Source organism: Amycolatopsis roodepoortensis (genome assembly GCF_024628825.1).
In the GTDB taxonomy this organism is placed as follows: Bacteria; Actinomycetota; Actinomycetes; order Mycobacteriales; family Pseudonocardiaceae; genus Amycolatopsis; species Amycolatopsis roodepoortensis.
In genome coordinates, this window is the sequence record NZ_CP102415.1 from 5,103,593 (window position 1) to 5,127,751 (window position 24,159).

The 24,159-nt window shown below is 68.0% G+C and carries 26 protein-coding genes; 14 read left to right on the forward strand and 12 right to left on the reverse strand.

The annotated features are described in order from the left end of the window. Positions 1 to 13: 13 nt before the first annotated feature. Positions 14 to 835, reverse strand: a complete 822-nt coding sequence (locus tag NQK81_RS24285) for an LLM class F420-dependent oxidoreductase (RefSeq protein ID WP_126736285.1) — start codon at positions 833 to 835, stop codon at positions 14 to 16. Between the two features lie 50 nt (positions 836 to 885). Here NQK81_RS24285 and NQK81_RS24290 point away from each other — a divergent pair, with 50 nt between their 5' ends. From NQK81_RS24290 to NQK81_RS24315, 6 genes are all read left to right on the forward strand, one after another. Next, on the forward strand, positions 886 to 1,797 hold the full coding sequence (locus tag NQK81_RS24290; protein ID WP_257483387.1) for an aldo/keto reductase: 912 nt from the start codon (positions 886 to 888) through the stop codon (positions 1,795 to 1,797). Positions 1,798 to 1,947: 150 nt separating this feature from the next. After that, the gene (locus NQK81_RS24295; RefSeq protein WP_257483388.1) at positions 1,948 to 2,838 is read left to right on the forward strand and encodes an SDR family oxidoreductase; all 891 of its coding nucleotides are present in this window, start codon (positions 1,948 to 1,950) and stop codon (positions 2,836 to 2,838) included. A gap of 4 nt (positions 2,839 to 2,842) precedes the next feature. Continuing rightward, positions 2,843 to 3,316 carry a pyridoxamine 5'-phosphate oxidase family protein gene (locus NQK81_RS24300; RefSeq protein WP_192747122.1) on the forward strand — a complete coding sequence of 158 codons (474 nt, stop codon included), beginning with the start codon at positions 2,843 to 2,845 and terminating at the stop codon, positions 3,314 to 3,316. A gap of 81 nt (positions 3,317 to 3,397) precedes the next feature. Then, a complete protein-coding gene (locus NQK81_RS24305; RefSeq protein WP_257483389.1) occupies positions 3,398 to 4,867 on the forward strand; it encodes a flavin-containing monooxygenase in 1,470 nt (489 codons plus the stop codon). Further along, a complete protein-coding gene (locus NQK81_RS24310; protein WP_257483390.1) occupies positions 4,864 to 5,730 on the forward strand; it encodes a metal-dependent hydrolase in 867 nt (288 codons plus the stop codon). The genes NQK81_RS24305 and NQK81_RS24310 overlap by 4 nt, the downstream gene beginning before the upstream one ends. Next, positions 5,727 to 6,731, forward strand: a complete 1,005-nt coding sequence (locus NQK81_RS24315; protein WP_257483391.1) for a PDR/VanB family oxidoreductase — start codon at positions 5,727 to 5,729, stop codon at positions 6,729 to 6,731. Before NQK81_RS24310 ends, NQK81_RS24315 begins: the two co-directional genes overlap by 4 nt. Before the next feature lie 4 nt (positions 6,732 to 6,735). Here NQK81_RS24315 and NQK81_RS24320 read toward each other — a convergent pair whose 3' ends face one another. Beyond that, complete coding sequence (locus NQK81_RS24320; protein WP_126736292.1) at positions 6,736 to 7,020, reverse strand: YciI family protein; 285 nt, start codon at positions 7,018 to 7,020, stop codon at positions 6,736 to 6,738. 140 nt (positions 7,021 to 7,160) lie between these two features. Between NQK81_RS24320 and NQK81_RS24325 the strand changes: the two genes are divergently transcribed. From NQK81_RS24325 to NQK81_RS24340, 4 genes are all read left to right on the forward strand, one after another. Continuing rightward, a complete protein-coding gene (locus tag NQK81_RS24325) occupies positions 7,161 to 7,736 on the forward strand; it encodes a SigE family RNA polymerase sigma factor (RefSeq protein WP_007032484.1) in 576 nt (191 codons plus the stop codon). 91 nt (positions 7,737 to 7,827) lie between these two features. Further along, complete coding sequence (gene nagA, locus NQK81_RS24330; RefSeq protein ID WP_257489829.1) at positions 7,828 to 9,030, forward strand: N-acetylglucosamine-6-phosphate deacetylase; 1,203 nt, start codon at positions 7,828 to 7,830, stop codon at positions 9,028 to 9,030. Between the two features lie 18 nt (positions 9,031 to 9,048). Next, on the forward strand, positions 9,049 to 9,429 hold the full coding sequence (locus tag NQK81_RS24335) for a hypothetical protein (RefSeq protein ID WP_257483392.1): 381 nt from the start codon (positions 9,049 to 9,051) through the stop codon (positions 9,427 to 9,429). Positions 9,430 to 9,483: 54 nt separating this feature from the next. Then, entirely contained in the window at positions 9,484 to 10,206 is a 723-nt protein-coding gene (locus NQK81_RS24340; RefSeq protein WP_126736294.1) for a DedA family protein, read from the forward strand. Positions 10,207 to 10,424: 218 nt separating this feature from the next. Here the strand turns inward: NQK81_RS24340 and NQK81_RS24345 are convergent, their stop codons facing one another. Both NQK81_RS24345 and NQK81_RS24350 read right to left on the reverse strand, forming a co-directional pair. Continuing rightward, positions 10,425 to 11,813, reverse strand: coding sequence for an FAD-binding oxidoreductase (locus tag NQK81_RS24345; RefSeq protein WP_126736295.1), 1,389 nt, complete (start codon positions 11,811 to 11,813; stop codon positions 10,425 to 10,427). 19 nt (positions 11,814 to 11,832) lie between these two features. After that, positions 11,833 to 13,317, reverse strand: coding sequence for an MFS transporter (locus NQK81_RS24350; protein WP_257483393.1), 1,485 nt, complete (start codon positions 13,315 to 13,317; stop codon positions 11,833 to 11,835). Between the two features lie 89 nt (positions 13,318 to 13,406). On the opposite strand from NQK81_RS24350, the gene NQK81_RS24355 reads away from it, so the two are divergent. After that, positions 13,407 to 13,934: a TetR/AcrR family transcriptional regulator gene (locus NQK81_RS24355; protein WP_257483395.1), complete on the forward strand. Its 528-nt coding sequence runs from the start codon at positions 13,407 to 13,409 to the stop codon at positions 13,932 to 13,934. A 70-nt stretch (positions 13,935 to 14,004) separates the two neighbouring features. Here the strand turns inward: NQK81_RS24355 and NQK81_RS24360 are convergent, their stop codons facing one another. After that, positions 14,005 to 14,427, reverse strand: a complete 423-nt coding sequence (locus NQK81_RS24360) for a PPOX class F420-dependent oxidoreductase (protein WP_257483396.1) — start codon at positions 14,425 to 14,427, stop codon at positions 14,005 to 14,007. A 193-nt stretch (positions 14,428 to 14,620) separates the two neighbouring features. On the opposite strand from NQK81_RS24360, the gene NQK81_RS24365 reads away from it, so the two are divergent. The 3 genes from NQK81_RS24365 (at position 14,621) to NQK81_RS24375 (ending at position 18,466) form a co-directional block, all read left to right on the forward strand. After that, positions 14,621 to 15,139 (forward strand): MarR family winged helix-turn-helix transcriptional regulator, encoded by a 519-nt coding sequence (locus NQK81_RS24365; RefSeq protein ID WP_125679560.1) that lies wholly within the window; start codon positions 14,621 to 14,623, stop codon positions 15,137 to 15,139. A 4-nt stretch (positions 15,140 to 15,143) separates the two neighbouring features. Further along, complete coding sequence (locus tag NQK81_RS24370; RefSeq protein WP_257483397.1) at positions 15,144 to 17,405, forward strand: MFS transporter; 2,262 nt, start codon at positions 15,144 to 15,146, stop codon at positions 17,403 to 17,405. Positions 17,406 to 17,797: 392 nt separating this feature from the next. After that, positions 17,798 to 18,466, forward strand: coding sequence for a DedA family protein (locus NQK81_RS24375; RefSeq protein ID WP_034312411.1), 669 nt, complete (start codon positions 17,798 to 17,800; stop codon positions 18,464 to 18,466). Here the strand turns inward: NQK81_RS24375 and NQK81_RS24380 are convergent. From NQK81_RS24380 to NQK81_RS24410, 7 genes are all read right to left on the reverse strand, one after another. Continuing rightward, positions 18,463 to 18,876, reverse strand: coding sequence for a VOC family protein (locus NQK81_RS24380; RefSeq protein ID WP_257483399.1), 414 nt, complete (start codon positions 18,874 to 18,876; stop codon positions 18,463 to 18,465). The two genes, NQK81_RS24375 and NQK81_RS24380, sit on opposite strands and share 4 nt — an antisense overlap. Before the next feature lie 184 nt (positions 18,877 to 19,060). Beyond that, the gene (locus tag NQK81_RS24385) at positions 19,061 to 19,807 is read right to left on the reverse strand and encodes an SDR family oxidoreductase (RefSeq protein WP_257483400.1); all 747 of its coding nucleotides are present in this window, start codon (positions 19,805 to 19,807) and stop codon (positions 19,061 to 19,063) included. After that, positions 19,804 to 20,451, reverse strand: coding sequence for a nucleoside/nucleotide kinase family protein (locus NQK81_RS24390; protein ID WP_126736098.1), 648 nt, complete (start codon positions 20,449 to 20,451; stop codon positions 19,804 to 19,806). The genes NQK81_RS24385 and NQK81_RS24390 overlap by 4 nt, the downstream gene beginning before the upstream one ends. Continuing rightward, positions 20,448 to 21,311: a PfkB family carbohydrate kinase gene (locus NQK81_RS24395; RefSeq protein WP_257489830.1), complete on the reverse strand. Its 864-nt coding sequence runs from the start codon at positions 21,309 to 21,311 to the stop codon at positions 20,448 to 20,450. Before NQK81_RS24395 ends, NQK81_RS24390 begins: the two co-directional genes overlap by 4 nt. Positions 21,312 to 21,317: 6 nt before the next feature. Then, positions 21,318 to 22,124 carry an ATP-binding cassette domain-containing protein gene (locus NQK81_RS24400; protein ID WP_257483401.1) on the reverse strand — a complete coding sequence of 269 codons (807 nt, stop codon included), beginning with the start codon at positions 22,122 to 22,124 and terminating at the stop codon, positions 21,318 to 21,320. Further along, positions 22,121 to 23,110 (reverse strand): ABC transporter permease, encoded by a 990-nt coding sequence (locus NQK81_RS24405; protein ID WP_257483402.1) that lies wholly within the window; start codon positions 23,108 to 23,110, stop codon positions 22,121 to 22,123. Before NQK81_RS24405 ends, NQK81_RS24400 begins: the two co-directional genes overlap by 4 nt. Continuing rightward, the gene (locus NQK81_RS24410; RefSeq protein ID WP_257483403.1) at positions 23,107 to 24,123 is read right to left on the reverse strand and encodes a substrate-binding domain-containing protein; all 1,017 of its coding nucleotides are present in this window, start codon (positions 24,121 to 24,123) and stop codon (positions 23,107 to 23,109) included. Before NQK81_RS24410 ends, NQK81_RS24405 begins: the two co-directional genes overlap by 4 nt. Positions 24,124 to 24,159: the final 36 nt, after the last annotated feature.

Here is a 24,159-nt window from a genome sequence, read left to right on the forward strand (position 1 = left end):
TACAGCCGTCGCGTCAGAGGAGGACCGCGGCGAGCGCCCGGTAGACCGGCAGGGGGTCTTGGTTCAGTACCTGGATGTTGACGTGGTCCGCCCCGGCTTCGATATGCGCGGTGACGCCGCGGGCGACCGTCTCGGCGTCGCCGTGCACGGCCAGCGCGTCGACCAGCTTGTCGCTGCCCTCGCCCGCCAGGTCCTCGTCGGTGAAACCGAGTTTCCGCAGGGAGTTCGTGTAGTTGACGAGACCGAGGTAGAACTTGACGGTGCCCCGCCCGATCTCGCGGGCCTTCGCCGGGTCGGTCTCGAGGACGACCTTCTGTTCGGGCGCGAGCAGCGGCCCCTCCCCGAGGATTTCGCGCGCCTGGCGCGTGTGCTCGGGCGTCATCAGGTACGGGTGGGCGCCCGCCGTGCGGTCGCCTGCGAGTTTGATCACCTTCGGGCCGAGCGCCGCGAGCGCGCGGCCTTCGACGGGCACCCCGGCGGCGTCGAGAGCGTCGAGGTACTCGACCAGCGCCGCGTACGGCTTCTTGAACTCCGCGGTGTGCTCGCGGTGCCCGGCGCCGATGCCGAGCAGGAAGCGGCCCGGGTGCTTCGCCTCGATGCGCTTGTACGACTCGGCGACCGTGGCCGCGTCGTCCTTCCAGATGTTGACGATGCCGGTGGCGACCTTGATCGTCTTCGTCGCGTCGAGCAGCTCCTCCGCCTTCACGAGGTCGCCGTCCGGCGAGCCACCGAGCCAGATCGCGCCGTAGCCGAGCTCCTCCAGCTCACGGGCGATCTCCGGGGTGAAGACGGATTCGTGCTGCCAGATGCCGATCCTGCCGAGTTCGATTCCCATGCTTCGAGCCAACACACCGGGCGGGCGATGTCTTCCCTTAAGTTCGGGGTATGGCGAAACTCGGGAACACCGACCTCGACGTCCGTGGGATCAACCTCGGCGGGAACGTCTTCGGCTGGACCGCGGACCAGGAGCAGTCCTTCGCCGTCCTCGACGCCTACACGGCGGCGGGCGGCAACTTCATCGACACGGCCGACCTCTATTCGGCAGGCGGTTCCGAGACGATCATCGGCGAGTGGCTGAGCAGACGCGGCCGCCGCGACGACGTCGTCATCGCGACCAAGACCGGTATGTGGGAGGAGCGGAAAGGCCTGTCGGCGGCGAACATCGCGGCGGCGGCCGAAGACTCGCTCCGGCGGCTCGGGATCGACCACATCGACCTCTACTACGCGCACATCGACGATCCGGACACCCCGATCGAGGAGACGCTGCGGGCCTTCGACGCGCTCGTGCGCGCGGGCAAGGTCCGCTACGTCGCGGCGTCGAACTACTCGGCGGAACGACTCACCGAGGCACTGTCCATTTCGGACCGTGAGGGGCTGGCGAAGTTCGTCGCACTGCAGCCGCACTACAACCTCGTCGAGCGGGACTACGAGCAGGACCTGGCTCCGACGGTCGCCCGCGAAGGCCTGACCGTCCTGCCGTATTTCTCGCTGGCCAAGGGATTCCTGGCCGGGAAGTACCGGTCGAAGGACGAACTCGGCGACAGCCCGCGCGCCGCTCGCGCATCGTCCTATTTGGACGAACGCGGCGAGCGGGTGCTCGCGGCGCTCGACGAGGTCGCGGCCTCCCGCGGCGTCCCGGTCGCGGCCGTTTCCCTCGCCTGGCTGTTCGCGCAGCCGACCGTCACCGCGCCCATCGCGAGCGCCCGCTCGGTCGAGCAGCTGAACGACCTCCTGCCCGCCGCCGACCTCTCGCTCACCTCCGAGGAGGTCGACGCCCTCAGCGCCGCCTCGCGCTGACCACCTCCCGCGTTCAGTCCTCTCGATGCGGTAGTCGGCACCACGAACTACCGCATCGAGAGGACGAAGCGCGGACTTACTTGCGGGTAGCTTACTCCGGGTAGGTTGAGGTACCGTCCGAAAGCCTTAGGGCTCGGACGAGGAGGCAACGTGGCCAAGAACAGCGTGAACGGCAAGGTCGTCCTGATCACCGGCGCCGCGAGGGGCATCGGCGCGGGGCTCGCCGAGCGCCTGGCCGCGCAGGGCGCGAAGGTCGCCTTGGTCGGCATCGAAGCCAAGGAACAGCAGGCGGTCGCCGACAAGATCGGCCCCAGCGCGCACGCCTGGGAAGCCGACGTCACCAGCTGGGACGACCTCGAGCGGGCCACCGCGGGCGTCGTCGAGCACTTCGGCGGGATCGACATCGTCATCGCGAACGCCGGCATCGCGACCTCCGGTTTCGTCCGGTCGGTGGATCCGGCCGCCTTCGAGAAGGTCATCGAGGTCGACCTCCTCGGCGTCTGGCGCACCTTCCGCGTCACCCTTCCGCATGTCATCGACCGCAAGGGCTACCTGCTCGCGATCTCCTCGCTGGCCGCGATCACGCACGCGCCGGGCATGGCGAACTACGCCGCCGCGAAGGCGGGCGTCGAGGCGTTCTGCAACAGCTTCCGCGCCGAAGTCGCCCACCTCGGCGTGAAGGTCGGCGTCGCGCACCCGACCTGGATCCGCACCGACCTCGTCGAGAGCGCCGACCAGCACCCCGTCTTCGGCAAGCTCCGCGCCGGCATGCCCGGCCTGCTCGGCAAGACCTACCCGCTGTCGGTCGCGCTCGACCACCTGCAGGCCGGGGTCAACAAACGCGCCCGTACCGTGCACGTCCCCCGCTGGGTCGGCGGCTTGAAGCTGATCCGCGCGTTCCTGCCGCCGATCATCGAGATCGGCGCGAAGGGCCGGATCAAGAAGGCCGACGCCGCCGCACTCGTGGACATCGAGCAGCGCGGCGCGTACGAATCTTCAATAACCGGTCAGGCAGGCCGGGCCGCCACGAAAAAGGGGTAACCGTATGTCCCGTCGCGACCAGATCCGCATGTCACCGGACGAACTCGCCGCCTACCTCGACGAGCAGAAGGTCATCAACGTCGCGACGATCGGTCCGAACGGCCGCCCGCATCTGGCGCCCCTCTGGTACTACCCGCACGAGTCCGGCGTCGCGACCTGGACTTATGGCACATCCCAGAAGGCGAAGAACCTGGAGCGCGACCCCCGCGCGACCGTGCTCATCGAGGACGGCGAGAGCTACGAGAAGTTGCGCGGGGTCTCCCTAGAAGCCGACGTCGAGATCGTCACCGACACGGCCGCGGTCACCCAGATGGGGATCAGCCTCATGCAGCGGTACGCGGGCGCGAAGCCCGGAGACCCCGTGCCCGACGAGCTGTCGGGGTTCATCGGCAAGCAGGCCCCGAAGCGGATCGGGCTGATCTTCCGGCCGACCAAGATCGTGAGCTGGGATCACACGAAGCTCGGCGGCGCATACTGACGGGTAGGTAGTACTAGCAAGTAACTGTTACTTGAGGTAACGTCATCTGGGCACGAACGCCTCGAAGTGGAGGATTGCCAGATGACCGAGCGATTCAAGGTCGTGATCGTGGGCACCGGGTTCTCCGGGCTCGGCCAGGCCATCCAGCTCGAAAAGGCCGGGATCTCGGACTACGTGATCCTGGAGAAGGCGGACGAAGTCGGCGGTACGTGGCGCGACAACTCGTACCCCGGCTGCGCCTGCGACGTGCAGTCCCACATGTACTCGTTCTCGTACGAGCAGAACCCGGACTGGTCGCGGTCGTTCTCGCCCGCCCCCGAGATCTTCCAGTACCTCAAGGACGTCACCGACAAGTACCGGCTGCGGCGCAAGATCCGCTTCGGCGTCGAGCTCACCGGCGCGACCTGGGACGAGACAGAGCGCCGCTGGCACGTGCACACCAAATCGGGTGAGTTCGAGGCGCAGTTCCTGGTCTCGGGCGTCGGCGGCCTGCACATCCCGCAGGTGCCCCAGCTGCCCGGGATCGAGAAGTTCAAGGGCCAGACCTGGCATTCCGCGCAGTGGAACCACGAGTACGACCTGCGCGGCAAGAAGGTCGCCGTGGTCGGCACCGGCGCCAGCGCGATCCAGTTCGTCCCGAAGATCGCCCCCGAGGTCGACGAGCTGACGCTGTTCCAGCGCACGCCGCCGTGGATCATGCCGAAACCCGACCACGCCATGCCCGGCTGGGCCAAGACCGCGTTCCGCCGGATTCCCGGCGTGCAACGGCTTTACCGCAACGCGTTGTACTGGTTCCTCGAAGTGCGCGCCGTCGGCTTCAACGGCCATCCCGCGATCATGAAGGCCGGCGAGGTGATCGCGAAACGCCACATCGGCAAGGCCATCAAGGATCCGAAGCTGCGCAAGAAGGTCACCCCGGACTACACCATGGGCTGCAAGCGGGTGCTGATCTCCAACGACTACTACCCGGCGATCAACCGGTCCAATGTGGACGTCAACACCGAAGGTGTGCGGGAAGTCAAGGCGCACAGTGTCGTCGACGGGAACGGCGTCGAGCACGAGGTCGACGCGATCATCTACGGCACCGGGTTCAAGGTCACGGATGCCTTGGAATACCTGGACATCACCGGGGTCGACGGCCGCGACCTCGCCAAGGAATGGGCGACCGAGGGGATGCACACGCACAAGGGCATCACCGTCTCCGGTTTCCCCAACCTGTTCTTCCTGCTCGGCCCGAACACCGCGCTGGGCCACAACTCCGTCGTCTTCATGATCGAGTCGCAGGCGCGCTACGTAGTCGACGCCATCAAACTCGCCGACTCGCGTGGTGCCGCCGCGCTCGACGTCCGCGCCGGTGTGCAGGACAAGTTCCAGCGCGAGATCCAGGACAAACTCGTCAAGGGCGTGTGGACCCAGGGCGGCTGCAAGAGCTGGTACCTCGACGCGAAGGGCGTCAACCGGACGATCTGGCCGGGCTTCACCTGGCGCTACTGGCTCGAAACCCGCAAGGTCGACCCGAGCGACTACGAACTCAGCGGGAGGTCTTCGTGACGGACCACGAGCAGATCGTCCTGCACGCTCGCGACGTCGAATTCGACTGGGCGTCGCTGCCGATGCACTGGATCCCCGGTGAACCGCAGGCGACGCACACGATCAACGTGCTGCATCTGGCGCTGCCGGAGGGCGAGCGCTGGTTCGTCGAGGTGTTCAAGCAGGCCGTGCCGCTGATCCGCGACGAGCGGCTCAAGGAGGACGTCCTCGGCTTCATCGGCCAGGAGGCCATGCACGCCGAGGCGCACGACGGCGCCGCGGCACACCTCGAAGCGGCGGGCGTCCACGTGCGCCCGTACATCGCGCAGATGGAGTGGATGTTCCGCCGCCTGCTCGGCGACCGCGACCTTTCCGCCAAACGGCGCGAGGAATGGCTGATCGAACGGCTCGCCATCGTCGCCGCCATCGAGCACTACACCGCGTTCCTCGGCCAGTGGATCCTCGACGCCGAAGCGCTCGACAAGGCCGGCGCCGACCTGACGATGCTGGATCTCCTGCGCTGGCACGGCGCCGAAGAGGTCGAGCACCGCTCTGTCGCCTTCGATCTGTTCATGCATCTCGACGGCCGCTACACCCGCCGCGTACGCAGCATGCTCGTGGTGACGCCGGTGCTCGCCTGGGTTTTCTTGCGGGGCACCAGGTTCCTCATGAAGAACGATCCGACGCGGCCGGGCAAGACGAGTTTCCGGACCTATCTGCGCGTGGCGAAGCTCGGGCTTCTGCCTTCGGGCAGGCAGCTGCGGCGCGAGATCCGGCCGTACTTCCGGAAGTCCTATCACCCCACCGAAACCGGCAACACCGATCAGGCCGTCGCGTACCTCGCGAGCTCCCCGGCCGCTTTGGCCGCCGACGAACCACGATGAAGACGCCGCCGCGGCCCCTGCGGCTCGACGGCAGCGGGCGCACCGACCGCGCGATGGCGTCGCTGACCGGTGTCGTCGCGCTGTACCGCAAGCTCAGCGGGGTGAGCGGCCGTCGCCGTCCGCCTGTGGTCGCCGTCGACCGTGACCTCCCGCTGGTCGTCGACGACCTCCGCGCCCAGGCGGACGGCGTCGCCGTCCTGCGGCTGGTGCACGAACGCGGCGAGCCGCTGCCTCGGTGGCGGCCCGGCGCGCACATCGATCTCTCGCCGCGGCCGGGCCTGGTCCGTCAGTACTCCCTGTGCGGCGATCCGGACGACCGCTCGGCCTACCGCGTCGGTGTCCGTTTGCTCGGCGAGGGATCGACGGCGGTGCACGCGTTGAAGAAGGGTGCCCGGATCACGGGACGCGGCCCGCGCAACGCGTTCCCGTTCGTCGCGAGCCCGGCGTATCTGTTCATCGCGGGCGGTATCGGGATCACGCCGATCCTGCCGATGGTGCGGCAGGCCGCCGCGGCGGGCGCGGACTGGCGGCTGGTCTACACCGGCCGCGACGAGGCCTCGATGCCGTTCCTGGAGGAATTGTCCGGATTCTCCGACCGCGTCTGGATTCGCCCGGACACGGATTACGGAATCCCCGCCTCCGGCGCGGAACTCCTCGAAGGGGCCCCGGAAGGCGCGCCGATCTATTGCTGCGGCCCGGTTCCGATGATCGTCGGTGTCCGGACCGACGCCGCGCTGCGGAGTTCGGGGCCGGTGTTCTTCGAACGGTTCTCGACGCCGCCGATCGTCGGCGGCAAGCCGTTCCGTGTCGAACTGGCCCGCAGCGGCAGGGTTTTGGACGTCCCCGCCGACCGGTCGGCGCTCGACGTCCTGCGCGAAACCGTGCCCGGTATCGCGTATTCGTGCCGTCAGGGGTTCTGCGGGACGTGCGAACTGCCGACGGTGACCGGCGACCGCGTCCGGGTCTGCGTCGAACGCGAGCCGGTCACCCTCGATCTCTGAGTCGTCAGGCTTCCTTGGGGATCCAGGAGCCGATCACGGGCTTGAACTCGCGCACGGTCCGCTTCGCGACGACACCTTCGAGGTGGTACGGATCCTTGTCGATGATCTCCAGCAGCGCCGCCTCGTCCGCCGCCTGGTACATCGAGATACCGCCGGAGCCGTCGCCCAGCGGGCCGCCGAGCGCGACGACGCCCTGGTCGGCGAGGGCGGACAGGAATTCCCGGTGCCGGGGGCGCACATCCGCCAGCTTCTCCTGCACGTACGTGATCTCCACCAGGAACCAGGCCATCGACATCTCCAAGGTCGCTCCGAACGGACGCCCCAGCTTCTCAGGGTCCGATCAGGCAGGACTCCCGCCCCACCCGATACGCTGATCGAGCGTCATGCACAGGTTGTGCTTCAAAGGGGTAAATGAACAGGTAGGGGTACATGCTCGAGGGCAATGCGGAACGCAGTGTCGAGGCGACCCTCGGCCATCTGCGCACCATGGACGGACCGGTCACGCCACCGCCGCCTGCGGCACCGCTGACCCTTGAGGATCTCTACCGCCAGCACCGGATGCGGCTCGTCCGGCTGGCCATCCTGCTCGTGGACGAACCCGCGACCGCCGAGGACGTCGTCCAGGAGGCCTTCACCGGGCTGCACCGCAACTGGGGACGCCTGCGCGACGCCGCCGCGGCCGTCGGATATCTGCGCACCGCCGTGGTCAACGGATCACGCAGTGTGCTGCGCCGCCGCAAGACCGCGCGCGAGTACGTCGCACCGCACGCCGTCAACGCGCGTTCGGCCGAAAGCCTCGCCATGCTGTCGAGTGAACATCAGGCCGTGGTGAGCGCTTTGTCCAAACTGCCCCCTCGCCAGCGCGAGGTTCTGGTCCTCCGTTACTACGGTGGGCTGAGTGAGGCCGAAATCTCGGAGGCCGCCGGGATTTCGAAAGGTACCGTTAAGTCAACCGCCAGCCGGGCGCTCGAAGCACTGCAGAAAGCGATGCAGTCACCGAACTGATGCCCGGCCTTCATCTCGACCGCTGGGTTGTGCCGCCATGCTTGGTCCAGACCAATATATGCTGGGGGGCGTGAGAGGCGCCGGAGATTTCGTGATCGTGGGCGGCCGGGTCGTCGCCCCGGACCGTGTACTCGACGACGGCTGGCTGGCTATCGCCGCCGGCAAGATCGTCCAAGTCGGTTCCGGGACACCCCCGGACATCGATCGCGTCGACGTCGACGGATGCCTGGTCGTGCCCGGCTTCGTCGACACCCACTGCCACGGCGGCGGGGGCGGATCGTTTTCCAGCTCGAACCCCGAGGAGCTGCTCCGCGCGGTCCGCGCGCATCGGCGGCACGGGACCACGACCATGCTCGGCAGTCTGGTCTCGGACCCCATCCCGGTGCTCAGGGACCAGATCTCGGCCCTGCGCGAGCTGGTCCAAGAGGGTGAACTTGCCGGAATTCACCTTGAAGGACCCTTCATCTCGAAGGCGCGCTGCGGGGCGCACGATCCGGCGACGCTGATCGAGCCGGACACGGCGACGGTCAACGCGCTCCTCGGCGCGGGCCGCGGCGACATCCGGATGGTCACCCTCGCCCCCGAACTGCACGGCGGGATCAAGGCGGTCCGCCAACTGGCCGAATCGGGCGTCATCGCCGCCATCGGGCACACCGACGGCGTCGAGGACCAGATCATCCCCGCGATCGACGCGGGCGCCTCCGTCGCGACCCACCTCTTCAACGCCATGCGGCCTCTCCACCACCGCGAACCCGGCCCGATCGGCGCACTCCTCGACGACGAGCGCATCACCGTCGAGCTGATCTGCGACCTCGTCCACGTGCACCCGACCGTGCTGCGGCTGGCCGCGCACCACGCGGGCAAGGGCCGGACGGTGCTCATCACCGACGCCATGTCGGCCACCGACGCCGCCGACGGCAGCTACATCCTCGGCCGCCTCGAGGTCGACGTCCGCGACGGTGTCGCCACCCTGGCGGGCAACGGTTCGCTGGCGGGCAGCACGCTGACCATGGACGCGGCCTTCCGCAACCTGGTCCGCGGCGCGGGTATCGACCTGCTCGACGCCGTCCGCGCGACCTCCGGGCGCCCCGCCGAACTGCTCGGCATCGCCGACCGGACCGGCTCGCTGCGCGCCGGGCTCGCGGCCGACGTCGTCGTGCTCGACCGCGACCTCCGGCCGGTCAAGGTGCTTCGTCAGGGCGAATGGGTCAAGGACGACGCTGCGGCTACATTGAGCGCCACGGCTCCGCTGAGCGGGGCGGTCGAAGGCGGTGTGTCGGTCAGCGACGGGTAGCGGCGAAAGGAGTCCCGGATGAGCGAGCCCAAGGACCCGGAGAAGCTCCTAGCCGACGCCCTGCGCGCTCAAGCCGTCTTCGCCCCTTCGGCGGAGCGGGCCTCCGAGACGACCACGGACAAACCGGCCGAAACGGACACCGAGAGTAACGCCGGGGCTCCCGGAGAACACGAGCTGCCGCTGCAGTACGGGCTGCTGTCCGGCGCCAGTGCCGACTCGCTCGAACGGGAGCGCGTCGCGCTGGAGGACGCGGAAACGGCCAGGCTGGCGGAGCGCCCGACGCCGCCTCCGGAACCTTCGCCGAGCAGCCCGCCCTTGCCCGCGTACTGGGTGCTGTTGCTGGCCGTCCTGCTGGGGCTCGCGGCAGGCTCGGTGATCGGGCTGCTCACGCTGATCTGAGCCGCCCTCTCCCGCCGGGTCAGGGCACTCAGCGTCACCCTGTACCGTTTTGGTGTGATCCTGGCGCAGAACACCGTGACGACGATGGGGCTCCTGCCCGAGTGGCTGGACCCGCAGCACCTGCTCAGCGGACTGACCGTACCGGTCGTCACCATCCTCTGCTTGATCATCTTCATCGAGAGCAGCATCTTCCCGGTGCTGCCCGGTGACTCACTCCTGTTCACCGCGGGCCTGTTCATCGCGAACGGCTCGATCGAGGCGCCGCTGTGGCTGGTGTGCGTCCTGGTCACCGTCGCCGCGCTGATCGGCAACGCGGTCGGCTACGGCCTCGGCTGGAAGATCGGGCCCTGGCTGTTCCGCAAGCCGGACTCGAAGTTCTTCAACCAGAAGTACGTGGACCAGACCCACGCCTTCCTGGAGAAGCACGGGCCGAAGGCGGTCGTGCTGGCGCGGTTCGTGCCGTTCGTGCGGACGTTCATCACCTGGATCGCCGGTATCGGCAAGATGGACCCGAAGAAGTACTTCGTCTACACCGTCATCGGCGGCATCCTGTGGGCCGCGGGGATCACCGCGCTCGGCCACCTGCTCGGCGGCGTCGCGTTCATCCGCGACAACGTGGACGCGATCTTCATCCTGATCGTGCTGGTGTCCGTGGTGCCGATCGTGATCGAGTACCTGAAGTCGCGGCGCGAGAAGAAACACGCGAACACCGCGACCGGCCTCGTCGCCGACACCGCCGAGGACGTCACGCAGCAGATCCCGCGCGTGCGCGACTGACCCTCACGCGAAGTACATGAAGGCCCCCTTCCTTGCGCCTAACGCAAGGAAGGGGGCCTTCATGTACTTCGGCGGGAGCGGCGGAGGTGGCAACGTCGCGAAAGCCACTTTCGCAACGTTGAAGGTTGGGAAAGTGGCTTTCGCAACGTCAGCGGGATGGAGAGCGCGAGAGGTCGGCCAGGCGGTGGTCATGAGCCGACACTTCGCCCTCACGAGCTTCAGAGGGAGAACATCGAGCCCGGGTTGAAGAGGTTCTCCGGGTCCAGCGCCCGCTTGATCTGCCGGTGCACCTGGATGCCGACCTCCCCGATCTCCTTGGCGAGCCACTCGCGTTTGATCCGGCCGATGCCGTGCTCGCCGGTGACCGTCCCGCCCAGCGACAGGGCCACGTCGAGGATCGCGTCGAAGGCGATCCGCGCGCGGGCGAACTCCTCCTCGGAGTCCTGCGCGTAAACGATGGTCGGGTGCATGTTGCCGTCACCGGCGTGGCCGACGACGGCGATCCGCAGGCCCACTTCTTCGCTGATCCGCTCGCAGCCGGCGATCAGTTCGGCGATCCGCGTGCGCGGCACGCAGACGTCGTCGGTCAGCCAGACGCCGTACATCTCCAGCGCGGTGAGCACGACCCGCCGCGCCTGCAGCAGCATCTTGCCCTCTTCGAGATCTTCGGTGGCGTACGCCAGATCCGCGCCGCAGTCGACGCAGATCTGTTCCAGCACCGCGAGTTCCCGGCGGGCGACCTCGCCGCCGGAGTCGGATTGCGCGAGCAGCAAGGCCTTGCAGTCCGAACTCGTGCCGAGGTCGGTCTTGAGGTAGGCCTCGGCCGCCTTGATGGACGTCGCGTCCATGATCTCCATGAGCGACGGCACCAGACCCTCGCGCACGACTCGCGCGACGGCCTCGCCCGCCGCCTCCGTGCTGTTGAAGGCGGCGACGAGCGTGGCGGGCAGCTGTGGCAACGGTTTCAGCGCGACGGTCGCCTGCGTGATCACGCCGAGCGTGCCCTCACTGCCGACGAAGAGCCGCGCGAGGTCGTAGCCCGCGACACCCTTCACCGTGCGGCGCCCGGTCTTCAGCACCGAGCCGTCGGCGAGCACGACTTCCAAGCCCAGCACGGAATCCGTGGTGACGCCGTACTTCACGCAACACAGACCGCCCGCGTTGGTGGACAGGTTCCCGCCGATGGTGCACCAGTCGTAGCTCGACGGGTCCGGCGGATAGAACAGGCCGTGCTTCTCCACCGCGTTGCGGAAATCGAGGTTCACCACGCCGGGCTGCACGACGGCGAGCCGGTTGCCTTCGTCGATTTCGACGATCTGGTCGAGTTTCGTCAGCACCAGCACGACACAGCCGTCGATCGCGTTCGCGGCGCCGGACAGACCACTGCCGGCGCCGCGGGGCACGATCGGCACCTTGAACTCCGCGCAGGCCTTGACCACGGCCTGCACACCCTCCACGTCGGACGGCAGCACCACCGCGAGGGGTTTGCCGCTGTCGGCCAGCGGCATCATGTCGCGCGAGTAGGCATCCGTGACGTCGGTGTCGGTGAGCACCGCGGCGTCGCCGAGATGCTCGCGGAGCCGGGTGAGCAGGGCATGGTTGTTCATACCCTCATCGTAGGCCGGATCAGCTCCGCACTGCGGAATTTTTTTTCCGATCTAGCAGAACAAAGGCCTGAACACCTGTATAGACGAGCACGGCCACGCCTGCCCATGCGGTGACGTGCACCCCCTGAGTGAAGGCTTCGCGGGCCGATTCCAGGAGCGTCTGCCCCGCGGCAGGGTCGAGCTGCTGCGCCGTCGCGACCGCGCCGCCGAGCGTGTCCCGGGCGGATTCGGCCGTCCCTTCCGGCAGGCCGGACCGGTAGACCGCGGTCGCGACACTGCCGAGGATGGCTGTGCCGAGCGCGCCGCCCAGCTCGAACCCGGTCTCGGAGATCGCCGAAGCGGCCCCGGCGCGTTCGGCCGGCGCGGCCGAGATGACCAGGTCGTTCGTCAGCGTCTCCGACAGGGCCACACCACCGCCGAGCAGCGTGAACGACACCACGACGTAGGCGAGCCCGCCGCCGGACGACACCTGGGTCAGCGCGAGGAAGCCGACCGCCGCGACCAGCAGACCACCGCTGACCAGCAGCGAAACCCGGATCCGCTTCGCGAGCCAGGCCGCGAGGAGCGCGCCGGCGACACCGGCGACCGTCGCGGGGAGCATCCACAGCGCGGCGACGACCGGGGTCAGCCCGAGCACCAGCTGCAGGTACTGCGGCACCAGGAACAGCAGGCCGACCATGGCGAACACGCCGAGCATGTTCGTCACGACGGAGCCGCTGAAGGCCCGGTTCGCGAACAGCTTCAGGTCGAGCATCGGCTCGTCGAGGCTGTTCTGCCTGCGGACGAACACGACACCGAGCGCGAGCCCGATCACGACGCTGACCGCGGCCTTCCAGGTGAAGCCGTGTTCGGCGACCAGCTTGATGCCGTAGACCACCGGCAGCATCGCGGCCAGCGACAGCAGCGCCGACATCGGGTCGAAGCGACCCGGCTTCGGGTCACGCGCCTCCGGCAGCACGAACGGTCCGACGATCAGCAGCACCAGCATCACCGGGACGTTGATGAGGAAGACCGAACCCCACCAGAAGTGCTCCAGCAGCCAGCCGCCGAGCACCGGCCCGACCGCCATCCCGCCGGAGAACCCGGCGCTCCACACCGCGATCGCGATCCGGCGCTGTTTGGGGTCGACGAAGATGCTGCGGATCAGCGACAGCGTCGACGGCATCAGCGTCGCGCCACCGACACCGAGCAGCGCCCTGGCGATGATCAGCATGAACGCGCTGGTCGAGAAGGCGGCGAGCACCGACGCGGCACCGAACGCCGCGGCGCCCATGAGCAGCAGCTTGCGGCGGCCGATGCGGTCACCGAGCGTGCCCATCAGGACCAGCAGGCCCGCCAGCATGAACGAGTAGATGTCGACGATCCACAACTGCTCCGCACCGGTGGGCGCCAGATCCTCGGACAGGAACGGCAGCGCGAACCCGAGCACCGTCATGTCCACGCTGATCAGCAGCACCGGAAGTACCAGTACCGCCAACGCCCACCACTGCTTGCGCCTCGCCATGGCGCACTCTCCTTCTGACTAAACCGTCTGGACGGTACAGTTACCGCCTGATGCGAAGGTAAACCGTCCAGACGGTATAGTCAACTGATATGGCGAAGCCCACCGCGAAGGAACGCATCCTCGACTCGTACGAGGAGATCCTCATCGAGCAAGGCCCCGGCGGGGTCACCCTCGACGCCGTCGCCGCGCACGCCGGGGTCTCGAAGGGTGGCCTGCTCTACCACTTCGGCTCCAAGGAATCCCTGGTGGAAGGCCTGATGGAGCGTCTCGCCACGTTGTCGGAAGCGGATCTCGAAGAGGCACGGAAGGCACCCGAAGGCGTCGTTTCCTGGTACCTGCGGACGGCGATCACCGACGTCACCGAGCGCAAGGCGCTGCACCGCACGACCATGGCGACGATCCGGATCATGCTCAACGAACCGAGGGTCGCCGAGGTCGTCCAGGTCTACAACCAGAAGCTCCACGACCTGATCAGCGAGCACGTCGACGACCCGCTGGCCGCCGAACTGATCATCCTGGTGGGCGACGGCCTCTACCTGCGGGCGGCGCTCGGCCGGGAAGACGCGAGCCCCCTGCTCGACCGGATCGACGAGATCAAGGCCCGCATCCAGCGCTGACGCGTTCGGTCCTCTGAATGCGGTAGTCGCACGCGCAAGGACCGCATCCAGAGGACGAAACGCGGGAGACCTACATCTGGATCCCGTAGACGCGCTCGATCGGGATGGTGAGCAGAACACGCTGGTCGGCGACCATGGCGTCGCGGAACTCGTCCCAGTCCGGGTGCTCGCCCCGCGCCCGCCGGTAGTGGTCCACGAGCGCGTCGACGGTCGCGTCGTCGCGCGAAGCGGCGGCCGGCGTGAGCACCGCCGTCCCTTCGACGACGACGTAGCCGTCGCCGCTCTCGGTCGACACGTGGAACGTCGCCCGCGGGTCGCGCTGGAGGTTCTTGGTCTTGGCGCGCGGAGCGGTGATCGAGATCAGGATCGCGCCGGCGTCCGCGTCGTAGAGGTAGTTGACGGTGGACAACTGAGGCCTGCCGTCCCGCTTGATGGTGGCGAGGGTGCCGAAGTTGCGGGCGGCGAGGATCGCGTAGAGCGCGGAGTCGGTCATGCCTCCATCAAAGCAAAAGTGCAGCTCAGGGCGAATCGGACAAACATGCACGAATAAATGTGCTTGCATGCGGCAACTAAAGTGTCATCGGACACACAACGTCACTTTCTCCTTGCGAGGCGAGCCCTGGGAGGAACATCCTTGCTCTAGGCAACTAGTTGCAGTGACCAAGCAACCGGCGAGAGAGACCACCATGACACCCACGACACCCGGCACCAGGTCGAAGGCCGACCTCGATCTGGCCGACACCCTCGGGCACGAGCTCGTGCGGCTCGTGCGCCTGGTCAACCGGGCGAAGTCCCAGGTGTCCAAGCAGGGACCGGACGGTATCGAGCGGGCCGCGTACGCGATCCTCTTCTGCCTCATCCACGTCGGCCCCCAGCGGACCAGCAAACTCGCCGAGTTCCTGCACTCCGAGATCTCGACCATCAGCAGGCAGTCGAGCTCGCTCGTCCAGCACGGGCTGGTCGAGCGCCTGGCCGACCCCGAAGACGGCCGTGCCTGCCTGCTCGCACCGACCGCCGAGGGGCATCGGGTGTTCGAGGAGAACCGCAAGCAACGGAACCAGTGGCTCGCCGAGGTGCTCGGTGACTGGTCCGACGAAGACCGGAAGACCCTCAACTCGCTGTTCCACCGGCTGAACGACGACCTCGAAAAAACATCTCCACAGTTCGCCGACCCCGCGTCGGCGTCGAAGGCCAAGGGGGCCTGAAGCAATGAGTTCCGCAGTAGAAAGTCCGCCAGCCATCCAAGAAGATGGTCCCCGGCTCAGTCACCGTCAGATCGTCACGATCCTGATCGGCCTGATGTCGGGCATGTTCCTCGCCGCGCTCGACCAGACCATCGTCGGCACCTCGATCGTCCGGATCGCCAACGACCTCAACGGGTTCGACCTGCAGGCCTGGATCACCACGGCCTACCTGATCACCTCGACGATCGTCACGCCGATCTACGGCAAGCTGTCCGACATCTACGGGCGCAAGCCGTTCTACATCGCCGCAATCTCGATCTTCCTGATCGGCTCGGTCGCCTCGGCCTTCGCGACGTCGATGTACGAGCTGGCCGCGTTCCGTGCGATCCAGGGTCTCGGCGCCGGCGGCCTGATGTCGCTGGCGATGACGATCATGGGCGACATCGTGCCGCCGCGGGAACGCGCCCGCTACCAGGGTTACTTCCTGGCCGTGTTCGGTATCTCCACCGTGCTCGGCCCGGTGCTCGGCGGGTTCTTCGCCGACTTCGACAAGCTCGGCAGCGTCTTCGGCTACGACATCGCCGGCTGGCGCTGGGTGTTCCTGATCAACGTGCCGATCGCGATCGTCGCGCTGTTCGTCGTCGCCCGCGTGCTCAACGTGCCGCACCAGCGCCACGACCACAAGATCGACTGGTGGGGCGGGCTCGCGCTCATCGTCGCCGTCGTCCCGTTCCTGATCGTCGCCGAGCAGGGCAACAAGTGGGGCTGGGGCTCGCAGAACGCGATCCTCTGCTACATCATCGGCGGTGTCGGCGTGGTCGCCTTCATCTTCATCGAGAAGCTGATGAAGGACGCGGCGCTGATCCCGTTGCGGCTGTTCAAGAACTCGACCTTCACGGTGGCGATCATCGGCGGCGTCATCGTCGGTGTCGCGATGTTCGGCGCGATCATGATGATCCCGCAGTACATGCAGGTGGTGCAGGAGTTCTCGCCGACCGAGTCGGGGCTGCTGATGATCCCGCTGATGGCGGGCATCATGAGCGCCTCCATCATCTCGGGCCAGATCACCAGCAAAACCGGACGCTACAAGGTGTTCCCGGTGATCGGCACGCTGCTGATCGCGGGCGGCGCGTTCTTCTTCGCGCAGGTCGAGTACAACAGCGCGCTGTGGCACCCGCTCGTCGCGGCCGCGATCATCGGGCTCGGCCTCGGTTCCTGCATGCAGACGCTGATCATCGCGGTGCAGAACGCGGGCCCGCGCAGTGACATGGGCGTCTCGACCGCTTCGGCGACGTTCTTCCGGCAGATCGGTGGTACCGCGGGTGTCGCGGTGTTCCTGACGATCCTGTTCAACGTCCTGCCGGGCAACATCACCAAGGCGTTCGGCGGCAACGCGCCGACCGGTGAGGGCGCCGCGGCGCTGGGTGACCTCACCACGAACACGAGCGGTATCGCGAATCTGCCCGAGGCCATCAAGACCCCGGTGCTGATCGGCTTCACCGAGTCGATCACCACGGTGTTCTACGTGGCGGGCGCGGTCGCGCTGCTGGCGACGCTGGTCCTGATGTTCATGAAGGAGATCCCGCTTCTCGGCGGCTCCGCTCCTTCGGCGGCTTCGGCCCTCGAAGGCGGCGAAGCACTCCTCGAAGAGGACGACGCGCCTGTCGAAACGGCGTCGGAGAAGACGGTCGTGACCGCGCCCGTCGAGGCCGGGAAGCACGCGATGACCAACGGGAACGGGGCGTACCGGGCCGGATCCGCCCAGATCAGCGGGCATGTCCGCCGGGACGACGCCACGAACGTCGCGGGTGCGGCGCTGACCCTGATCGACCACAACGGCAATCAGGTGGCCAGGACGCACACGAACGAGAACGGCGCCTATTCGTTCGCCGGCATCGTGGGCGGGCGGTACACGCTCGTCGCCAGCGGCCGCTGGTTCCGGCCGGTCGCGGCGACGCTGACCGCCACCGGGGCCGGGGTGCTGCGCCACGACTTCGAGCTGGTCAGCACGATCCTGCTGAGCGGGGTCGCCCGCACCGACGGCGACCGGGTGGTGCCGGACGCGCGGATCACCGTGCTCGATTCCTCGGGTGGCGTCGCCGCCGTGGCGAGGACCGACGCGGAGGGCAACTACACGGTCAGCGACCTGCCCGCCGGGACCTACACGGTGATCGCCAGCGGCTATCCGCCGGCGACCAGCCGGGTCGATCTCCTGGGCGGTGAGCAGGCCGAACACGACGTCCGGCTGAGTTACGACCAGGCGCTCGACGAGCTTGTCGAGCACTAGTCACAAGCGCTGCGAAGGGGCCTTTTCTCGCGAATTTCGCGAGGAAAGGCCCCTTCATCGCGCGGGTGGGGCGGCGGTGCGGCCTGGGTCGGGTTGGTCGCCCCTGCAGTACAAGGAAGGGGGCCTTCATGTACTTGGGGTAGGAGTGAAGGTCGAGTTTCCTCGGCTGAGCCGAGGGAAGGGGGCCTTCACGCGCAGCAGCCGTGACTGGTGAGGCTGGTGACGATCGTGTAGTCCACCTGGCCGCCACATTCAGTAGGTACCCAAGACACCCCTTTGTCCTGACCCGAAGCGCCACTCACGACCATCTCGCCGCGGGTGACCGGGCCGTTGACACCCCGATTCCACGGTTCGGCCGCATGCGGTTCGCGAAGTACACGTAGGCTCGCGTCGTGACTGAGGTGTACACCGAGGCCGCGGGCATCGGCGTGAGCTGGCTCGACACCGCCGGGCCGGTGCTCGTCTGGGTGATCGTGCTGAGCTTCATCTTCGTGGAGTGCGCGCTGATCATCGGCCTTTTCCTGCCCGGCGACTCCCTGCTGTTCGCGGCCGGGGTCGTCCTCGCGCAGCACGGCTCCGACCTGAACGCGTGGCTGCTGTCGGCCGCCGCGCTGCTCGTCGCGATCCTCGGCAACCAGGTGGGGTATTACATCGGCCGGTCGACGGGCACGAAACTGATCGCGCGCCGCGGCGGCAAGGTGCTGAACCGGCACAACCTGGACCGCGCCAGGGCCTTCCTGGATCGCAAGGGTTTCTTCGCCATCGTCGCCGCGCGCTGGATCCCGTGGATCCGCACGCTCGCGCCGCTCATCGCCGGGACCGCGCGGATGGATCCGCGCCGGTTCGCGCTCGCGACCGCGCTCGGCGGGCTGCTCTGGGTGCCGACGCTGGTGCTGCTCGGCTACTACGGCGCCGGTCTGCTGGACCAGCTTCCGTGGGTGAAGACGGTCGCGCTCTGGGTGAGCGTCGCGTTCTTCGTGGTGGGCACGGCGTACGGCGTGATCCGCTACCGCCAGGAGATGCGGCGGCCCGCCGAAGAGACCGAAGAGAGCACTGCCTAGACCTCGGGGTCGGCCCAGATCTCCAGCTGGATCCCGTCGGGGTCACGGAACACGATGACCGACGAGCCCGCCAAGGTCCGGGAGCCCGTCGACGGCGTGTAGAAAACGCCGTATTCCGAAAGCCGCGCTTCCCATTCGGCCAGCTCCGAGCGCGAAGAGACCTTGAACGCCACGTGGTCCAGACCTGTGCGTCGTTCGTCGAACCGCGGCCGCTCGGTGTCCTGGTGCTCGACGAGCACCACCGCGAAACCCTCGCTGGGCGACCTGAGCACGACCTTCCGCAGCCCCGTTTCGGGGTCCTCACGACGCGTGAACTCCTCGAGTTCGAGCACTCGGGCGTACCACGGCACGCTCCGGTCCACGTCGGTCACGGTGAGTGCCAGGTGGTGCACAGACATGAGCTTGGACATCGGGGATGACCGTCCTGATCAAGAGCTTGGGGGCGCCACCAGGGTGACACAGGCGCCTGGAGCCACGAGGCGATCCGCCGACTTCCCACATGAATCGTGATATCCGCCGGGAAACAGTGTTAAAAAGTGGCTGAACCGCACGCGGAGCCGATATCGCCTCGTGACCGCCTCGTGGCCCTGGGTGTCAACGTCCTCCGCCGACGGTCAGCACCGTCCCGGTGGTGTACGACGCGGCCGGGGAAAGCAGCCACAGCACGGCTTCCGCGACTTCGCCGGGTTCGCCCGCCCGTCCCATCGGGATGGTCGGCGCGATCCGCTCCATCCGGTCGGGCAAGCCCGCCGCGGCGTGCAGTCCGGTGTGGATCATCCCTGGTGCGACGGCGTTCACCCGGACGGCTTCTTTCGCCACTTCTTGCGCCACGCCGTAGGTCATCGTTTCGACCGCGGCCTTGGTGCCCGCGTAATGCACCCATTCCCCCGGCGAACCGGTCCGCGCGGCGGTGGAGGACAGCGTCACGATCGAGCCGCCCTCACCGCCGTACCGGGTGGACATCCGTCGGATGCCCTCGCGGACGCACAGGAAGACACCCGTGATGTTGACATCGACGACACGACGGACCACGTCGACGTCATATTCGTCGAAGCGGCCGGGGGTGTTGCCGGTGATGGCCGCGTTCGCGACCAGCCCGGCGAGCGGACCGAGCTCGACGGCGGCGTCGAACAGGGCCACCACGTCTTCTTCGGACGCGACGTCACCGCGCCGGGTGATCGCCCGGACGCCGTGCTTCCGGACGCGCGAGGCGACGTCCTCGGCCGCTTCGGCGTCACCCGCGTAGTTGACGACGACGTCGTAACCGCGCGCGGCGGCCAGTTCGCAGACCGCCGCGCCGATGCCCTTGCTGCCGCCGGTGACGATGAGAACACCTGTCATATGGCGAAGTTAACCAGCGGGAGGTTCTCGAGGACCAGGTCGGCCCGGCCGCTGGTGGACGCGATCAGATCGGCGTTGCGCTGGTCGGAACCCAGCGCGCGGCGACGCGCTTCGACCAGGGAACGGCCGTAGCGGCGGTGCCGGGAAACGAGCCGCTCGATGCGCTCGGGTTCGTCCGGCGCGAGGAACCACGACTCGGCGAGGATCGGCTTCACGCCGCTCCACGGGTCGTCCTGCATGAGCAGGTAGTTGCCCTCGGTGATGACCAGCGGGACGTCCGGCGTGACCGCGACGGCGCCGGCGATCGGCTCTTCGATCTCCCGGCGGAACTCGGGCGCGTAGACCGTCTCGCGGCCTTCGGCGAGCCTACGCAGCAGGTGTACGTACCCGGCGGCGTCGAAGGTGTCCGGCGCGCCCTTGCGCTCCACCCGCCCGAGCCGCTGCAGTTCCACCTGCGCCAGGTGGAAGCCGTCCATCCCGACCACCGCGGCCCTCGTGCCCAGCGCCTTCGCCAGTCCCCAGGCCAGCGTCGTCTTGCCGGACGCGGGGGCGCCGACGATCCCGAGCACGCTGCGCTGTCCCGGCTTCGCCAGCGCCTGCGCCCTGTTCAACAGGTCCTCGAACACCGGAGGCATGGCAGTCATCCTTCTCCCATCTTCGCGACCGCGGCCGTCCACGACCTCGGTCCTTCATGCCGCACCCGTTCGGCGGCCACCTCGTTGGCGAACTCGATCCAGCCCGGGACGTCCCCTCGGTCCTGGGCGACCGCGTACGCGAAAGCCCCGTGCCACACGTCGCCCGCGCCCAGCGTGTCACGCGCCCGGGCGACCGGGACGGGGACGGCACCGGATTCGTCCGCCGTCGACCAGCGGACCGGATCGGGCCCGGCGGTCGTGATGACCACCGGCACGCCGTGCTCGCGCGGGTCGCCCCCGCGGTACAGCAACGAGCACGCCGCGATGTCGACCAGCGGGAGGAGTTCGGGGAAGACCGGCTTCCAGCTCCCGGCGTCGAGCACCACCGGTATCGCGCGCTTCTTCGCCCAGCGCGCGACCTCCAGCGCCACCTCCGGATGGTGCCCGTCGAGAAGCACACACCCGGGCATTTCGTCCTCTGAATGCGGTAGTTGCGCGTGCAAGGACCGCATCGAGAGGACGAATCGCGAGGAAGCGTGGGCGTTGCGCGAGACGACGGTGCGCTCGCCGTCGGAGTCACGGACGACGATGGCGCTGATCGCGGGCGGGTCGGGCCGTCCGGGATCGAGGTCGACCAGGTCGACGCCGTGCGTTTCGAGGTCCGCGCGCGCGAGCGCCGCCAGCGGGTGCGCACCGGCGACCGTCAGGAGCGTCGCCCCGGCGCCGAGCGCGGCCACGGTCACCGCCGCGTTCGTCGCCGGCCCCCCGGCGGCGACGTCCATCGACAGCGAACGCACCTTCTCGCCCGGCGCCGGGATCTCGGCGACGCGCTGAACCTGGTCGACGGTGCACAGGCCCGCCAGCAGCACTCTCAACTACAGTCCTGTGTGGACGGCCGACGCGACCTCTTCGACCTCGCCGTTCTCACCGATCTTCAACGCACCCGTGAGCAGGCCGACGACCTGGTTCATGGTGTGCGTCTTCGGCGAGACCACCGCGACGCGCTTGCCGAGGCGGTGCACGTGGATGCGGTCGGCGATGTCGAACACGTGCGGCATGTTGTGGCTGATCAGCACCACCGGCAGGCCGCGTTCGCGGATGCGGTTGATCAGGTCGAGCACCTTGCCGGATTCGGCGACGCCGAGCGCGGCGGTGGGCTCGTCCATGATCACCGCCTTGGTCCCGAAGGCCGCCGCCCGCGCGACCGCGACACCTTGCCGTTGCCCACCGGACAACGTCTCCACCGGTTGCGTGATGGACTTGATGTTGATGCCGAGTTCGTCGAGGATCCGCTGCGCGTCGGCCCGCATGGCCGCGGTGTCCAGCTTCCGGAACAGCTGCCCGAAGAGATCCGTGCGCCGCCTTTCCCGGCCGAGGAACATGTTCGAAGCGATGTCGAGCGCGGGCGCGACGGCGAGATCCTGGTACACCGTCTCGATCCCGTAGTGGCGAGCGTCCAAAGGGGACCTGAAGTGGACGGTCTGACCGTCCACTTTGATCTCTCCGGCGTCCGGGATCACCGCGCCCGAAAGGGCTTTGATGAGGCTCGACTTCCCGGCGCCGTTGTCGCCGACGACGGCGAGCACCTCACCGGGGAACAGCTCGAAGTCGGCGCCCTCGATGGCGGTGACCCGGCCGTAGCGTTTGACCAGCCCTTGAGCGGACAACGTGGGCGTCGTCATGACTGCTGCCTCCTCGCGAACCGGTCGACGCAGACCGCGCCGATGAGCAGGGCGCCGGTGGCGACGTCCTGGTAGAGCGCGTCCACTCCGAGCTGCGTCAGCCCGGACCGCAGGACCGCGACGACCAGCGCGCCCATCATCGTGCCGAGTACCGAACCCCGGCCGCCGAACAGGCTCGCGCCGCCGAGCACCACCGCGGTGATGGAGTCGAGGTTGCCGAGCTGGAAGGCGTTCGGGTCGGCGTTCGGCACGCGGCCGAGCGCCTGCCAGGCCGCGATCCCGACGATCACGCCGGCGACGATGTACACCGAAAGGATCGTGCGGTTGACCTTGATCCCGGAGAGCCGCGCGGATTCCGGCGCGTTGCCGACCGCGTAGACGTGCTTGCCCCAGGGCGTCCGCGTGAGCGCGTACCAAAGTCCCAGGTACATCAGCAAAGCGAGCGTCATGCCGTAGGTGATCGGGATGCCGCCGAACAGGTACCGGCGGGTGCCGAGCCATTTGAGCAGTTCGTCGGCGACCGGGACGGCCTGCCCGCTCGCGAACAGTTTCGCGGCCGCGGTGAGCACGGTCAGCAGGCCGAGCGTGACGATGAACGGCGGCAGTTTGATCCGGGTGACCAGCGAACCGGTGACCATGCCGATCACCACGGTCGCCACGATCCCCAGCAGCAGCGCCCAGATCCCGGAGACGCCGCCGACCACGAGTTTCGCCATGATCAGCGTCGCGAGCACCATCGCGGCCGCGTTGGCAAGATCGATGCCCGCGGTCAGGATGATCAGCGTCTGCCCGAGGGCGAGCGTGCCGATCACCAGGGACTGTTGCACCACAAGGGAAAGGTTGTCGAGATCGAGGAAGGTGTCCGTCGACAGCGAGAACACCACGATCGCGACGAGCAGGGCCAGCGCCGGCCCGACGGCGGGCGCGCGCAGGAAGAACTCACCGATCGACGGCCGTTCGTTGCTCTTGAGGGTCGCAGTGGTCATTTCGTCCCCCAGCAGTTCTCGAGGCCCCACTTGGTGTCCTGGCTTTCCACGCCGGGGATCGGCTTGTCCGTGATCACCGCGGAACCGGTGTTCACGAACCCGCTCGGCTTCTTGCCGGTCTTGGCGTATTCGACGGCGGCGAGGACGCCCTGCTCGGCCATCTTCTTGGGGAACTGCATGACCGTCGCGGCGTACTGGCCGTCGCGCACGTTCTTGACGCCTTCGCAGCCGCCGTCGATCGAGCCCATCACGATCTGGTTCACCAGGCCGCGGGCCTGGAGCGCGGCGTACGTGCCGCGGCCCATCGGCTCGTTCATCGTGTAGACGGCGTTGATGTCGGTGGTGCGCTGCAACAGGTTCTCCACGCCCTGCTGAGCGAGGCTCTGGTCGCCGTTCGCCGGCGTCTTGCCCTTGATCTCCGGCGACGCGTCGGTCAGCCCGATGCCCTTGAGGAACCCGGTGTGCCGCTGGGTGTCCACTGTGGACCCGGCGGTGCCGTCCACCATGAACAGCTTCGGTGGCTTGCCCGCCAGCGCGGCCTTGACGTACGCGCCCTGCTGACGTCCGGCCTCGAAGTTGTCCGTGGCGAAGGTGGCGTCGACGGCGGTGTCCGGTTCGGTCGCCGTGTCGAGCGCGATCACCAGCACCCCCGCCTTGCGGGCGCGGTCGATGGCGTCGAGCACGCCGGTCGAGGAACTCGGCGTGATCAGGATGGTGTTCGCGCCCTGCTGCATGAGGTTCTCGATGGCCCGGACCTGGCCGTCGTTGTCGCCGTCGAACTGGCCGGCGAGCGCGCTGAACTCCGCGCCGTTCGCCTCGGCGGCGGCCTTGGCGGCCGCTCTCAGCTCCACGAAGTAGGGATTGGTGTCGGTCTTCGTGACCAGGCCGACCTTGGCCTTGCCACCACCGCCCGCGTTCGATCCGCCACCCCAGTGGCGTTCGACGGTGCACCCTGCCGAGGTCACCGCGAGTGCGGTGGCCATGGCGAGCGCGGCGAGACTGCGCTGTCTCATGGGGATGCCCTCCGATTCAAGGCTGTCCGTGATGGA

Excerpts from the sequence above, each read along its gene's own strand:
- NQK81_RS24285 (WP_126736285.1), bottom strand. The coding sequence starts at position 835 with ATGGGAATCGAACTCGGCAGGATCGGCATCTGGCAGCACGAATCCGTC.
- NQK81_RS24290 (WP_257483387.1), top strand. The coding sequence starts at position 886 with ATGGCGAAACTCGGGAACACCGACCTCGACGTCCGTGGGATCAACCTC.
- NQK81_RS24300 (WP_192747122.1), top strand. The coding sequence starts at position 2,843 with ATGTCCCGTCGCGACCAGATCCGCATGTCACCGGACGAACTCGCCGCC.
- NQK81_RS24305 (WP_257483389.1), top strand. The coding sequence starts at position 3,398 with ATGACCGAGCGATTCAAGGTCGTGATCGTGGGCACCGGGTTCTCCGGG.
- NQK81_RS24315 (WP_257483391.1), top strand. The coding sequence starts at position 5,727 with ATGAAGACGCCGCCGCGGCCCCTGCGGCTCGACGGCAGCGGGCGCACC.
- NQK81_RS24320 (WP_126736292.1), bottom strand. The coding sequence starts at position 7,020 with ATGGCCTGGTTCCTGGTGGAGATCACGTACGTGCAGGAGAAGCTGGCG.
- NQK81_RS24325 (WP_007032484.1), top strand. The coding sequence starts at position 7,161 with ATGCTCGAGGGCAATGCGGAACGCAGTGTCGAGGCGACCCTCGGCCAT.
- NQK81_RS24335 (WP_257483392.1), top strand. The coding sequence starts at position 9,049 with ATGAGCGAGCCCAAGGACCCGGAGAAGCTCCTAGCCGACGCCCTGCGC.
- NQK81_RS24345 (WP_126736295.1), bottom strand. The coding sequence starts at position 11,813 with ATGAACAACCATGCCCTGCTCACCCGGCTCCGCGAGCATCTCGGCGAC.
- NQK81_RS24350 (WP_257483393.1), bottom strand. The coding sequence starts at position 13,317 with ATGGCGAGGCGCAAGCAGTGGTGGGCGTTGGCGGTACTGGTACTTCCG.
- NQK81_RS24355 (WP_257483395.1), top strand. The coding sequence starts at position 13,407 with ATGGCGAAGCCCACCGCGAAGGAACGCATCCTCGACTCGTACGAGGAG.
- NQK81_RS24360 (WP_257483396.1), bottom strand. The coding sequence starts at position 14,427 with ATGACCGACTCCGCGCTCTACGCGATCCTCGCCGCCCGCAACTTCGGC.
- NQK81_RS24365 (WP_125679560.1), top strand. The coding sequence starts at position 14,621 with ATGACACCCACGACACCCGGCACCAGGTCGAAGGCCGACCTCGATCTG.
- NQK81_RS24370 (WP_257483397.1), top strand. The coding sequence starts at position 15,144 with ATGAGTTCCGCAGTAGAAAGTCCGCCAGCCATCCAAGAAGATGGTCCC.
- NQK81_RS24380 (WP_257483399.1), bottom strand. The coding sequence starts at position 18,876 with ATGTCCAAGCTCATGTCTGTGCACCACCTGGCACTCACCGTGACCGAC.
- NQK81_RS24385 (WP_257483400.1), bottom strand. The coding sequence starts at position 19,807 with ATGACAGGTGTTCTCATCGTCACCGGCGGCAGCAAGGGCATCGGCGCG.
- NQK81_RS24390 (WP_126736098.1), bottom strand. The coding sequence starts at position 20,451 with ATGACTGCCATGCCTCCGGTGTTCGAGGACCTGTTGAACAGGGCGCAG.
- NQK81_RS24400 (WP_257483401.1), bottom strand. The coding sequence starts at position 22,124 with ATGACGACGCCCACGTTGTCCGCTCAAGGGCTGGTCAAACGCTACGGC.
- NQK81_RS24405 (WP_257483402.1), bottom strand. The coding sequence starts at position 23,110 with ATGACCACTGCGACCCTCAAGAGCAACGAACGGCCGTCGATCGGTGAG.
- NQK81_RS24410 (WP_257483403.1), bottom strand. The coding sequence starts at position 24,123 with ATGAGACAGCGCAGTCTCGCCGCGCTCGCCATGGCCACCGCACTCGCG.